Genomic DNA, 14,835 nt, shown 5'->3' on the forward strand with positions numbered 1-14,835 from the left:
GTAGGTTTTTTTGACTTTGGAAATAGTATTCTTCCACTTTGTTTATCTACATTTAATATAAAACCTTCGGGTGTATAAATTTCATAAGTTTCACTCATTATTTATCCTTTCATCCTATATACAAACCATCTTCCATGATTATAGTAGTGGCTAGTCTGCCTATGAATTGATTAGAATAATCTTGGGATTTATTATTAGTAGTTAAATTCTCAATATTTTTATAATATCTTTTATTTTGATATATTATTTCATCACCTTCTTCATTTACCCCCTTATACATCACTTCTAAATTATGTTGTCCTATGGCTTCTAAATTTTCCATTAATCTTCTTGCTTTTTGCCTATCTTCTATAAACTTACCCTTTTCATCTTGAGTAGTATTATAAATACCATTTGCATATTCATATAAAATTTGTATAGTATCATTATAAGCTAAGATAGGGTGTTGTTTTATCACTGGGTGTTGTGTTTTATACTCTTCTTTTCTTTGAAAATGCTCTAGCTTATATATATTACAATTTCTAAGTTCTATATTGTTTTCTTCAAAAAATTCCATATCGTTTAAGATGTATTTACCCTCATTGATCTTATCTTCCTTAAAAGCACTTCTTTTCTCATCTAAAATAATATAAGATAAAAGTCTTTTTAAGGCAAATTCCCTAGCTTTGCTTGAAGTCGTAGCACAAGCAATACTAGGATAATAATTAAGCCCACCTGTGCATAATAAAGAACCAAAAATAAACTCAGATAAATCAAAACTCATAAATCTAGAATTTATCAATAAAGGATAGGTTAAGTATTCTTCTTTTTTTACAGCTAAAGGAAAATCATAATTGTAAGTAAATTTTTCATACATTAGTTTTTCATATAAAATTTTTAATCTTTCATAATTTGTAGGCAAAAGTGTATCGATAAAAGATCCTGCTAAATTTTTTAACACATCTACACTTAAATTTTTACTTACTTTAATAGAAAAATCAATAGCTAATTGTTTTTTTACTTTTGATATCAAATGAATTTGCTTAGCTTTATCCAATCTTGAAAAACTCTTTGACTTTTTCAACTCGCTTGCATATTCTAATTGATTAAAATAATAATAATTTGTTCCTATTTGATATAAAAAAAGCTTATTGAGTGGCTTTTTACTTTTTGGATTAATTTTTATAAAATGTCCTTTAGGATTAAGTGCATAAAATATCCCTAGTTCTTTAAAAAAATGTGCTTTAAAACTAGAAAATAATTTATTGCCATAATGCTTTTTATCAAAGCTTGAATTTATAAAAAATAAAATCATTTTTTTAAAAAAATCAGGCTGGCTCATAAAAAATTCTGCAAAAGGAAAAAGTTGCTTAATGATATTAAAAAAAGTGATATCTATAGATAATTTTGCAAGTTCATTATCAAGCATAATTTCTTGAATACTTTTATCTAAATCTTTTTTCAAAGGAAGAGTTTTATCTGTTTGTGTATTTTCTTTAAATTCAATTTCCTCATCAAAGCTTTCATTTAAGGTTTTTAAAAAATTCACATAAGTTTGATCATCTTCTTCAAAATCATTTTCAAACATAGCTTTAGCTAATTCATCTAAATAGATAACTTCATCTTCTTTTTTATTTTTATTTAATTCTTTAGATAAAAAGATGTAAATTTTTTTATCATTATCATAAAAATAAATATCATCAGGGATAAATAAGATATACTCATTAAAATAATTTGGTATTTTAATCTTTTGGTAATTAAGTGAAATTTCTTTATCACCATAATCTAAATTTGGAATTACAATATTTTTAACACCAAGAGAATATTCTTGTGTAGAAGCTAAGTCTTTTTGTAAAACATACAAAGTTAAAGTCAATAAAACAACCGTTAAAGGTGAGTATTTCTTAAAATCTACATTTTCATATGTTTTGGATATTGATGACTCTAACTCAAGAAAAAATTGCATTTGATCATAATCAGAATTGATATTATCTAAATAATTATTAAAAAGCCCGATATATTCTTTTACTTTTTCTTTTTCTTTTTCGCTAATTTCTTCTAGTTCTTTGGGTAATTTAAAAAAGCTATCAATATAAGCAAAATCTTGCTCAACTGATTGTTTTGTACTCTCTAATAAATCAAGTCCTATCCAAGAAAGTGTTTGATTATAAAAATTAAAATACCTTTTATATTTTTGATAAATCTGTCCATCAAGTTTCACAAAAGGACAAAGCTGCAATACAAAATCATCTTCCTTTTTAACATCTCTTTCTATAAAATAAGAGCCATAATCTCTTTTACTAGGAAATTGCTCTTTTAATCCAAGTTTTTCATTTTTTGTAAGAGCTTTAGGGCGATTTTTTATTATTGCTCCTAATTTTTTTTGATACAAATCTTCACAAAGTGCTGCATTGTTAAGCTGTGGTGGATTAGTAATAAACAAATAATTTTTACCCATTTTTGTTGTATTGATTTGATCAGTATTTTTTTTATCTAGTATCATTTCTACTAGTATGGAAGAATTTAAATCAGGATATTCTGCATAAAAGAAATGATTAAGTTCAGAGATATTTGAATTGATTGCTTTTTTTAATGTTGTATCAAAATTTTTTAAACTAGAATTAATCAAAAGCGTATTATCTAACTTTTCATTTTCAATTTTTGGATTATTTTCTAAAAAATGATCAAAAATACCTTGAAATTCTTCATCTAAAATAACTTTATAAAAACTATTTTTATAAAGACTAATAGAAGGTACATTAGAATAAGATGAAAAATCTAATAATACTTTATCATCTATAATCAATACATCAGATAAAATTTCTTCATTACACAAAGCGATAATAGGATAAAGCTTACTAGTAATAAGCTCTAAAAGTGGATAAGCAAAATCATAATAATATTTTTGTTCCTTATACTCTTGATAGTCAGAAGAAGAATTATAAACTTCAAATAATGTATTTACAACAAAAACATAAGGATTTTTTTTGACTAAAGAGATAGGTTTTTTAAGATTGGTTACAGAATCTAATATATTGATAAAAAATTTTGCTATAGCTCTAATAATTTGCTTATATTCATCATCATTAGATTGAGTAATATTTTTTAAAAATGTATTAAAAAGTGTATCTAGGGTAAGTTGTATCTTTGGTTTAATCTCTTGCTCAAAATAATCAGATTCTTTGATATTTTTTAATAATGTATTTAATTCTTTTTGAACTCCTTTTAAAAAATTTTCAATATTTTCTTCATTACTCTCATCAATAATTTTATTGAGCGTTTTATTTTTGTTTTGATTGATTACATCATTTAAAAAATTTAAATTATTAAAGATAATTTTTTTAATACTAGATAAATTTTTATCAGAGCTAAATTTTTGTTCTTTTGTGATTTCATCTTTATTAGCTTGATTTAAATGTATGATTTTAAAAGTTTTTTTCTTGTTAATTTTAAATTTATATTCAATAGTATGTAGTGTCTTATACAAAGAATTCTTAGCTTCTTTATATCCATCAAAATCACCACATATAAAAATAATTTTATTAGCATTTTCGGTAAGATTTTTTAACTCAATTTCCAAATTATGATTTGATGTAATTAAGGTGAAATCTTTTATTTTCATATTTTAATCCCATTCACTACTACAAATTTACAAACATAAAGCTCTTGTTTTCTATCTTCATCTTCTAAGATCTCATCTAGTCCATTTGCGATTTGAAATTTTAAATTTTGCATTTTAGCAGGAGCTAAAAAACTAAAATGATATTCGTTTAATTCTTTATTATCTTCTAGGGAATTTTTGATGATTTTATCATACTCATGTAGCTGTGTAAAATACCCTGCTCCTAAATCTTTATATTCAAATTCTTTATAAGCACTTTTATAAACTTTAGCAATATTTTTTGGGATAATAAAATAAAGTTTGATTAAATTAGTATCAAAACTAAAATTTAATTCTTTAAATTCATAATCTTTACTAAAGTCTTGTTTGAATTGATTAAGAATATTAACATCTTCTATATCTTTTAAATCTTTTTGATCTATATTTAATTCACTTAAAGCTTTATTTTGTTCTTTTTTTTCATTATTGATCAAAAGATTATAGATAGGTAGGTTATCTTTTTGAAATCTATCACTTTTATAATGAAGTCTTATTATGGGCTCTTTTAGCTTTGTTTGGTTTTTGCTTTGCTTTGCTAAGCCTTCCTTAGGATTAAAACTATGATCAAATTTAAACTTAGTAGGTACAAAGCTTACTTTTAAAGGAAAGCCTTTATCACTAATACAAGCTGAGATGAGTTCTTGTAAGATTACATATTCATTATTAACTTTCTTTTGAGATAAAGAGCCTTTAACATCTACTACCTTAGTGCAAGGATAGCTTACATTTGCAATGGTATTAGGACAGCCACTTATGCTAGAATTAAGTAAATCACTTTCTAGCATAATAGGCACACCACTATCTTTAAAAGTTTTTCCTTTGTTTGATTGAAGTATGACTTTACCTCCATGGATACATTCTAGGTTTTGATTTTCTAAAAGAGCATGAAGTTTAGCTATAGCTTGTTTTTTATTTATCTGTATGGTTTTTTGTTCTTTTAGAGTGTTTGAAATCAAATCTTTATACTCTAAGCTTTGCTTGCTTAAACATTCTAATTTGATATTTAAAGAATTTTCTATAATAGAATAATTAAGCAAGCAAAGTTCATCATTTTTATAAAAGATGCTAAGTTTTCCTTTGCCACTATCTTCATCTTTAGGAGAAAAATAATAACTAGGTGTATCTTGTTTTATAGCATTATCTTGATTTAATTCTCCAAAGTAAAAAGGATTGTTAGGAATTTCACTTGAGCCTGTAAGGAGGGTGGAGTTTAGGAAGATATAAGCTTGGTAGTTTTGGAGTTCTTCAAAAGTAAAATCTGTCGTTGCTTCTAATTTGTAAAGTTCATCATAAATACTTTGACAATCAATGATGCTTTTATTTTCACAAAATAAATAAATACTTTTTTTATCTTTATGAATAGAATATAAAAAGTCTCTACCTATCATAATTTTCCTAAATAATACCTATTTTAGCTTTTCCATTAAAATACAAAGCTTGTGATATTTTACAAACTCCACCTAAATATTGCTCATCCCAAATTTGATCTTTTATTTTATAACTTTTTGAATTATATCTGTATATTTTTGTTATATTATTAATATTTTCAAGACATTTCATATCTTTATAAACCACAATAAAAATTCTAAATTCCCCAATGGCAATTTTATGAGCTAAATTTTCTTGATTATTAACAAAGGAACTATCTTTTCTGTATTTATTAAAATCATTTTTATCAAGAATTAAAATATATTTTTCTTTTTCATGTGCTTTTAAAATAAAATCTATGATTTTTGTTTGACTAATGGTAGGAGCTTTGTAGCTTGTATAATAATTATCTCCAACCTCTTCTAAAATATCATTTGTTTCTTGCATTATGGTGGCTATTAATGAAAGAAAATATTCAAAATGATTGATTTTTTTTGGAGAGCTTCTTAAAAGCCCAAGAGGTCCATTTTTAAGAGCGAAATTTTTATTATTAATAGCATTATTTTTTAACACAAAAGTTTCTGTATATATTTGAATATTTTTCATAAAATGATTAAGATACTCTATACATTCACTAAAACTTTTATCTTTGACTTTGTTATGGTTAGCATCTAATTCTAAAAGATAGGAGTAGAAGTAAAGAGTTTGAGTTAGGGGGATTATGGAGTGAGAATCTTTACCCGTATAGATAGACAGTCTATTGTGTGAGCCATATTGAGCAGAAGCGATGATTTCAATTTTACCATTATCATAAATGTGAGTGATTTTTTCTGAAATATCTATAGTGTATTTTCCTAAAAGATCTTGCATAATTTTTATTGTATTAGGGTTGATAGCTATATTAGGAAAATTCCAACCATAAACACTAGGGGCATTAAAAGTATAAACTTCATTAGGACTAAAAGATAATTTGTCTTTATATTTAATATCACAATATATCAAAGCCATTTGAGCTAAATACCCACCCAATGAATGTCCTACAAATATAATACTTTTGTGTTTATTTTTGATTATTTTGTTTACTTGTTCTAAAAATTCTAAAAGAGAAGAAGATTGGAGATTGCCATTAAGAGATAAGACTAAGTCTTGGGTTGCATCTAAAGCGGTTTCCCATGTCGCTTTTAAATCTTTAAAAGAAACTTCAGTTCCCCTAAATCCTACAACAAATTTATCTTTTTCTTTATCATAAAACAAAGTAGCACTAAAGCCACTTGTAGTGTTAGGCTGATGAAATTGAACCTCATATCTTTGAGAGAAATTCCTAGCTTGTAATTCTCCAAATTCTCCATTTAGTTTATCAAAATTTGTCTTTTCATCAAAGAAATTTAATATTTTTGATTGCCAATCATTATCTTGTCTTAAATCAATCAATACTTTTTTATCTTTATATTTTTGACTGACAATATGTTCTAAATTTACTTTTATTTCTCTATAACCTCTAAGAGAATTTTCTTCTTGAATTTTTTCTTGATTAGAATCTAACTCAAATATATTTCTAGTATTTAAAAAATCAAAATTAAAATAGCTAGCTTGTGCAAGTTCTGCATAATCTTTTAAATTATTGATTTGAGTTTTCATTTTTATTTCTTTTAATTAAATAAATTATTGCAAATATTACAATATGTATCACAATAATAATTAAGTACAACTTAAAATTACTATTATTTCTATTAATCAATAGTAGCAACAAATAACAACAAATAGCAACAAATAACAACAAATAGCAACAAATATATTTTTTGTTTTTCTTGCTTTTTTATAAATCAAATAATAAAAATAAGGCAATAATGGAAAAAGATAAAGTATAACAAGAAAAAAGAACATTTTAGTAAAAGTTGCATCATATGCCATATAATAACCTAAAATAGCCCCAAATCCCCAAATTATAATCCAAATAATATATAGATTTTTTAGTATTATCACACTACTTCCTTTTTTTGTTGAAATTTAAATTATTATTAAAAAATCAAAAAAACCAATCTATACAAGTTTAGCGTAATTTTTGAGATTGTTAATTTGAGCTTTATTACTCATTTTTTAAATCCATATAGAAAATAAAAAGATATAAAAAAATGTATAAAAAAATACAAAATAATAAAGAAAAATAATAAGAAAGTTCTTTTCTAAATTTAATAGATATTATTAAAAATAATATTGTATAAATGCCTAATATTATTACATAATTAAAAAATCCCCCCGAGATAAAGAAAAATAAAGAAAAATAAAGAAAAATAAAGAAAAATAAAGAAAAATAAAGAAAAATATTTTTGGATTTAATAGTTTCTTGTAGTGTTAAATATGATATGTAAGGTAACAATGGATAAGAATATATAAAAAATGCAATCTTTAACATATCACCAAAAAATTCTATATCACTAAAATAAGCATATAAAGAACTAAACAAAAAAATAATTCCCCAAAACATCCCCCAAGCAATGTATATTTTTTTTAATAAACCCATTTATTTTCCTTTTTATATTTTTAATAAAATTATCCTACTTTTTAAAAATCAAAATATAATTACACTAGGAACCATTCCAACCATAAACACTAGAGGCATTAAAACTATAAACTTCACTGGGACTAAAAGATAGCTTATCTTTATATTTAACATCACAATATATCAAAGCCCCACTTAAAGTGTTAGACTAATGTTTTAAAATACAAAATCAATAGTTCTTTTACTCAGTGCATCATTTAACCCTACCCTGCTAATATCATTATCCAATGTTATTTCTTTACTATCAAAACAAGTATTTATAAGAGAAATACAATATTTAGGTTCTATTTTAACTATTTTATTTTGTTCAAAACGAGCTTGTATAGCACAAGCATAAGCTGTGTTTGTATTTTTAGGTTTTACAATATTTTCCCTTTTACTATTTTTCATAACAATATCTTGCTTTAATTTATCACCAAAAGTAAGTTTATCTGCTTTATAAATATTATTCTTTTCATCTTGCTCTATATTTTCCCAAACATATTACAACATAGCATAACTAGCATCTGCTATATCAGCATAGTCTTTGATTTGAGAAATAAGTTCTTTAGGGTTCATCAGTAACTTTGTCCTGTATATTTTTCATCACTTTTTATAAATTTACCATTAGTAAAATAATGAAAAGATCCTCCTCCTGCACTTTTACGACTAATACTAGAAAAGCTAAATCCTCTTCCTTCATCTCCAAATAATCCATAGCTTTTTACTTTATAATCTATCATAGTAGCAAAAACAATAGGATATTTTTTACCCTCACACACATAATAAGTTGTCATACCTAAATAAGGTCTTAATTTTTTATAGTTTTCTTCACCCATATATGCTTTAAATTGATCTTCATAGTATGCAAATTCGGGTTTATCATCGAAGTTAAAATCATAGTCAGGATCATCTACATCATAATTATAATCGTTACGATAATATTTACAACCATTAGAAAGGACTTGAGGAAGCAATTTATCAATAGCTTCAGAATCTATCGTATAAATTAACTCTCCTGATTTTAATTGACCCGCTTTAGTTCTAAATTTATCAGTATCTTCCAACTCTCTTCTTTTTCTTTCATTTTCCAATATCTCTTCTCTTATTTTTTTATCAAAGATATAAATTCCACCATAATTACTTGCAAGAGTTTCTAATTCACTTGCTTTATTTTCTTTAAAAGCGCATGCACTTAAAGATACTAAAGAAAATAAGCTTAGAATTATCATTGTGATTTTCATTTGATACTCCTTTTTAAAGTATATTATTTCAAATACCTTGGTATAAATAAAATTTAGTTTTTATATTTAACATACTATTAAAACCTTTTTCATCATTCTCATCGATTAAATCAAGCATAACATAACTAGCATCTTATATTAGCATAGTCTTTGATTTGAGAAATAAGTTCTTTAGGGTTCATCAGTAACTTTGTCCTGTATATTTTTCATCACTTTTTATAAATTTACCATTAGTAAAATAATGAAAAGATCCTCCTCCTGCACTTTTACGACTAATACTAGAAAAGCTAAATCCTCTTCCTTCATCTCCAAATAATCCATAGCTTTTTACTTTATAATCTATCATAGTAGCAAAAACAATAGGATATTTTTTACCCTCACACACATAATAAGTTGTCATACCTAAATAAGGTCTTAATTTTTTATAGTTTTCTTCACCCATATATGCTTTAAATTGATCTTCATAGTATGCAAATTCGGGTTTATCTTTGAAACCAAAATTAGCTTTACCTTTATATCTATAATCACTACGATAATATTTACAACCATTAGAAAGGACTTGAGGGAATTTTTTTTCTACATCATACTTTTTAATATTAGCTCTTAACTCTTCATCAGAAGCAGATATATTATTAATCCATTGATTATATTCTTTTATCTTTCTTTCATTTTCCAATATCTCTTCTCTTATTTTTTTATCAAAGATATAAATTCCACCATAATTACTTGCAAGAGTTTCTAATTCACTTGCTTTATTTTCTTTAAAAGCACATGCACTTAAAGATACTAAAGAAAATAAGCTTAGAATTATCATTGTGATTTTCATTTGATACTCCTTTTTAAATTTAATTTTTGAAAATTATCTTACTTTACTTTGAAAAAAATTATTTTTCTTTGTATTTATTTAAAGACAGTAAAGTCAAATTTTCAAATATATTTTGATCATTTTTGATGATATTTTGCAAGGCATTTTGCAAATAAGTCATAAAAATATCTTCTTCCATCTCTTTAAATACAGGTGAATACAATTCTTTAGTAATTAATTTTAACACAACAAGATTAATTAGTTTTGTATCTTTAATAAGCGGAATTTTTGAAATAACCGTTTGAAAATCATCTATATTTAATTTTTGGAAATTATCATTTAGTATTGTTTTTTTACGATTTTGTGATAATTCATTTTGCAATTTATCTAAAATTTTTCCTATATTTTCATAAGTAAAATCTAAATTAACAGAAGAATTAGATTCCATAATAACTTCAGAATTTTTAATATTATTATCCTCTATAAAACTATAATCTATTTTTGTTTCAATAAGTTCTTTAATGTTTTCTTTTGCCTTAAAATCTAAACCATCTATTTTTCCTCTAGGTTTTAGCTCTATTTCATCCATCTGTGTGTGTTTTTCTATTTCTTTTATTTCTTTTGCTTGCTTTAAAGTTTCTTGTTTAATCTCTTTTGAATCAACAAAACGCAACTCAATAAGACCTAACTTTAGAACATCGCCTTTGTTGATAATAATTTCATAACCATCTTCCAATCTAGAAAAAGAATTATTATAAAAAATATCACTGCATTCTATAGGCGTCATAGTAAAAAAACCTTCTTCAAAAGTAATCTTCATATGTTTTTCTTTAACAGAATTATTTTTATCTTGTATCCAAAATAAACATTCTGGACTTGATCCAACAAGTCCACCAGTTTCATCAAATACACAAGCTACTGTTTTTGTAATATTTTCATCAATATTTTCAATTATCAATCCTATGGTTTCTTTATCTATCATTTTGAGCCTTTGTTATATTTTCTACTATTTTAAAATCACTTAATATCATAATTATATTATTAATATCTGAGTTGTTATTATTAAGTTTGAAATCAAAATACATTTTTTTATTGTCATTAAATAAAACACTGTAAGATGAATTTGAATTTTTACTTTCCTGTAATAATTTATACCAAGCCCATTCTCCTTTATATGATTTTGTGTAATTTATATTAGCATCTAAATAAGAATACGCAGTGAAATCAAAACTAGTTCCATTGTTAAATTCATCAGTTATAACATCTAATTTTGTATGCAATGTGTGATCATATATAATAGAAGTATCATTATACTGAACTTTTACAAAAGAAAAATCGGCACTTAAGTCAAGACTTTGTAAAGTAAAGCGCACTCTCATTACATCATTTGCATTTAGCATTAACTCTGATAAATTACCAGCCTTAGTAATAAAATCCAAAAATTCTTTGGAAAAAGTTAATCTTGAGCTAAATTTAGAATTAATAGAGTAAACATTTTTTCTTTTAATTAGAACATTTGTTAAATATTTTTCATAAAACTTATTTAAAATTCCATTTTTACCAAAGAAATTTTTAAAAGAATCTATACTTAAATCTTGTGAACTTAATAAATTAAAAGGATAAAAAGGAGCTATATCATTAACAAATGGTGCATAAACCTCATTCAACCAAACAGTATTAAACAAAGAAACTCCATGGTTTTCTATAATATTCCAAGCATACAAAGAAAGAGTTGCATAATATTTTTCCAATTCACTTGGTAAATTTTTAATATTTTGTTCAAGAGAACTAAATGGGTCGCTAGAATCTTTACTATCGCTTAAAGCGTATTTTATTTTTTCCTCAATAGTTTGCGAGTTATTTGTTGTAAAGTCAGTTATTTTTTTATGAATATTAGACAAATCTGTATTTATTAATTCCATGGTTTTTTGATGACTTCCAACATCTAAACCTACAGCAGTAGCACCCGTATTTAAAATAGAATTTTGTTCTATAATTTTATGATAAGCATCAAACGAACTGGTAATCCCCATAAAACTTGTCTTTATTTCAGCAGCATTAACACCGAGATTATATGCTTGAGTTAGTAAAGTAGCATCGTTAAGATTGGTATTTACACTAACAATTTTTATAAAATTCATTAAAGGATTTTCTTTTTTAGATAGTATATTAAGTTCATTTAGCATAGAACTTTTGGAAATAAACTTTTTTGGTGCAAGTGAATTTAAAATTTCTTGCCATTTATTTTGATATTGCGTTAAATAAATTTTAATAATTCCCATTGCCATATTGCTTCTATTTTCAGAATTTGACAAATCATTTAAAATCCACGAATCAATCTCAATGGCTTTATCTATTTTTACATTTAACGTTTGCAAAAAGTCAGCCATACCTTTTTTTGTGTAAATTTCTTCAATACTATCAATTTTAATAGACTCTGAGAAAACATTATTAGCAGCAAATCCTAATTCATTTTTAAAATTATATACTTTATTGTTTTTATCTAGAATGATAAAGTTAAGTAAAGTATATATTCTTTGAATTTTTGCTACATTATATAGTTTTTCAATAGATAGTTTAACCGAAATATCATCTTGCTGAGAAGTGCTTAAGTCAATCTTTTGAAGTTCATCGATACCAGATAGAAAATTTTCTTTAGAAATTTTATATTTTTCTAAAAAATTCCAATTTTCATTAATCCATATTTTTAATAAATCTTTATCAAGATATTTTTGCTCAAACAATGATTTATATACATATAAAGTTTTAATTAAGTTATCATAATTATCATCAGTTTGTAATATTATTTCCATTTCTTTTAATAGGGTATTTTTCAACACATCTTCACTAATTTTATAATATAAATTTTGTGCTTTTTTAAAGCCTTTATATGTTATGTTTAAGCTAAAATATTCAAACAAACTTGCCTTTTCGATTAATTGTGGATATACACTTAGTATATTTCTTAAATCAACTAATAATTTTGCTTTCTCTTCTATACTCATCATGGGGTAATCTTGCATATTTTTCAACAAAAATGAAAGATCAGTATAAACACTTTGAGATATTTTCTTTTCTTGCTCACTTTTAAGAATAAAATAAGATGAAATAAAATAAGTCATACAACTCAAAAATATAGTTAAACCCACAAGCGATATCTTTTTGTAAAAACTTTTAATTCTACTTAGCGATGAATCTTTAAAGACAATATCTTCAAGCAAAGACTGAACAAAATAACTTTGCTTGCTAAAAGACTGTTTTACTTGAGCTAATGGTTTTTTTATATTATACTTTTCACAAATTGTATCAAGCATAAAATTTCTTGGCACATTTTCTTGATAAGCACTTACATAATATACCCCTCTTAAAACTGAACTATTTTTTAAAATATTTTCATTTTGGAGTTGCACGATAAAGTCTTTGCTCAATACAAATAAATTATCCAACTGCTTTAAAAATAAATAAATTTTATTTTTTTCCTCTATAGTGTATATAGAAGAATTTTTATCAACAAAACGTAAAAACAAAGATTTGCTTATCTCTTCAAAAGACTTTTGAATATCTTCTTCTTTAAAATGTTCTGCAAAACTTACACCAAAAGCTTTTTTTTGAATTTTTTCATTGAAAATATCAAAAAATTCTCTCATACCTTCTATCAAATCTAATTTTGAAAAAACAACATAAATAGGTAATTGTACACCTAAAATTTTTTCACACTCATGCACCCTTTTTGTTAAATAACGAATTAAATTATTAGAATATTCTTTTGTGTTTTCCAAAAACAATCGAGTATCAATTATTAAAATAATGCCATTTAATTTACTATGAAAATAATTCTTATTTAAAAATTTTAAAAAATTTTGCCAAATGCTCTTTTTAATTAAAAAGTCTCTATTTTTCTCTATATCATCTTCGGGTAACTCATCGCTACTATTAGGATGAAAAAAATCTTCTTGAGAAAAATAATTTCCTTCAGTATCAAGCAAAGCGCCTTTCTTGGAAACATATAAGCTAAAATTATTGGTAGACTTATGCATCTTTTTATATGATTCTAAACTATCACTTAAAGGATATTCTATATCAGAATAATTTATAAAAGTACTTTTACCAGCACCTTCATTTCCCACAATAACAACAAGAGGCAAATTTTTAGTGTTGATATCTTTTTTCCATGTTTGTTTGGCATCTTTTAATGCGATAAAGAAATTTCTTTTTGCTTTGTATAAAAATTCATTAGATTCTTTTTTAATTTCTTTAAGTCTTATTCTTTTGTCATCCTTAAAAGATTTTATAAAATTACTTAAAGGCTTTAAAAGAAAAAACAAAAAAATACAACACCAAAATATAAAAATTATCCCAAATCTTAAATAAGAATTACTAAAAACATAAATTTCATTAAACGCAAATAAAGAACCATAAGCCCAAAAAAATAAACTTAAGACAACTAAAATAATAAGTATTAATGTGATTACAAAAATCCTAGATTTTAAAATTTGCATTATTTTTTGAAACATAATTTTTCCTAATATAAATTCAAATAATTTTTATTTCTATTTATTAATTTTATATTATTTTTACTTATTTTGTATTAAAATATTAAAAGCTTTTAATATAAATATAAAGTTAAAATTATAATCATAAGGAAAAACATGGCACAACCAGCATATATCAAAATCGAAGGTTCAACACAAGGACTTATTTCAAGTGGTGCTTCTACAGAAGCAAGTATAGGAAATCGCTATCAAGCAGGACACGAAGACGAGATTATGGCTCAAGAAATTTCTCATATTGTAACAGTTCCAGTTGATCAACAAAGTGGACAACCATCAGGACAAAGAGTTCATAAGCCTTTTACTTTCACTTGCTCTCTAAATAAAGCAGTTCCTCTACTTTACAATGCACTTACAAAAGGTGAAAGACTTCCGAGTGTTGAAGTTCATTGGTTTAGAACATCAACAAGTGGTGGACAAGAACATTTTTTTACAACTAAATTAGAAGATGCTATCATTACAGATATTACCTTAGTAATGCCAAATGCTCAAGAAGCAAACAATCATGACAAAACAGAGCTTTTTAAGGTATCCTTAAATTACAGAAAAGTTATTTGGGAGCATACAGCGGCTGGAACAAGCGGAAGTGATGATTGGAGAGAAGCAAATTCGTAACACAATAAGCTCATTGTTAAACAATGAGCTTTATATGCTATTTAATATCCTTATCATTTTCATTAAAAATAATC

At 24.7% G+C, this 14,835-nt stretch carries 9 protein-coding genes; 1 reads left to right on the forward strand and 8 read right to left on the reverse strand.

Features of this window, described 5'->3' with window-relative positions; translation table 11 throughout:
- Positions 1 to 109 precede the first annotated feature (109 nt).
- The 8 genes from L8U04_RS07910 to tssM form a co-directional block, all read right to left on the reverse strand.
- A complete protein-coding gene (locus tag L8U04_RS07910; RefSeq protein WP_263709789.1) occupies positions 110 to 3,601 on the reverse strand; it encodes a hypothetical protein in 3,492 nt (1,163 codons plus the stop codon).
- Positions 3,598 to 5,028 (reverse strand): hypothetical protein, encoded by a 1,431-nt coding sequence (locus L8U04_RS07915; RefSeq protein ID WP_263660852.1) that lies wholly within the window; start codon positions 5,026 to 5,028, stop codon positions 3,598 to 3,600. The genes L8U04_RS07910 and L8U04_RS07915 overlap by 4 nt, the downstream gene beginning before the upstream one ends.
- A gap of 7 nt (positions 5,029 to 5,035) precedes the next feature.
- Positions 5,036 to 6,646 (reverse strand): lipase family protein, encoded by a 1,611-nt coding sequence (locus L8U04_RS07920; protein WP_257938277.1) that lies wholly within the window; start codon positions 6,644 to 6,646, stop codon positions 5,036 to 5,038.
- Between the two features lie 1,078 nt (positions 6,647 to 7,724).
- Positions 7,725 to 7,958 carry a hypothetical protein gene (locus L8U04_RS07925; protein ID WP_257938276.1) on the reverse strand — a complete coding sequence of 78 codons (234 nt, stop codon included), beginning with the start codon at positions 7,956 to 7,958 and terminating at the stop codon, positions 7,725 to 7,727.
- Positions 7,959 to 8,125: 167 nt separating this feature from the next.
- A complete protein-coding gene (locus tag L8U04_RS07930; protein ID WP_263709791.1) occupies positions 8,126 to 8,791 on the reverse strand; it encodes a tRNA 2-selenouridine synthase in 666 nt (221 codons plus the stop codon).
- 181 nt (positions 8,792 to 8,972) lie between these two features.
- Entirely contained in the window at positions 8,973 to 9,419 is a 447-nt protein-coding gene (locus tag L8U04_RS07935) for a tRNA 2-selenouridine synthase (RefSeq protein ID WP_412175301.1), read from the reverse strand.
- A 256-nt stretch (positions 9,420 to 9,675) separates the two neighbouring features.
- Complete coding sequence (locus L8U04_RS07940; RefSeq protein WP_263660019.1) at positions 9,676 to 10,578, reverse strand: hypothetical protein; 903 nt, start codon at positions 10,576 to 10,578, stop codon at positions 9,676 to 9,678.
- Positions 10,568 to 14,110, reverse strand: coding sequence for a type VI secretion system membrane subunit TssM (gene tssM / locus L8U04_RS07945; protein WP_263660854.1), 3,543 nt, complete (start codon positions 14,108 to 14,110; stop codon positions 10,568 to 10,570). Before tssM ends, L8U04_RS07940 begins: the two co-directional genes overlap by 11 nt.
- Positions 14,111 to 14,245: 135 nt before the next feature.
- Here tssM and L8U04_RS07950 point away from each other — a divergent pair, with 135 nt between their 5' ends.
- Positions 14,246 to 14,761, forward strand: coding sequence for an Hcp family type VI secretion system effector (locus L8U04_RS07950; RefSeq protein ID WP_039626225.1), 516 nt, complete (start codon positions 14,246 to 14,248; stop codon positions 14,759 to 14,761).
- The last annotated feature ends 74 nt before the right edge of the window (positions 14,762 to 14,835 follow it).

Source organism: Campylobacter sp. IFREMER_LSEM_CL908 (assembly GCF_025771545.1).
Taxonomy (GTDB): domain Bacteria; phylum Campylobacterota; class Campylobacteria; order Campylobacterales; family Campylobacteraceae; genus Campylobacter_D; species Campylobacter_D lari_D.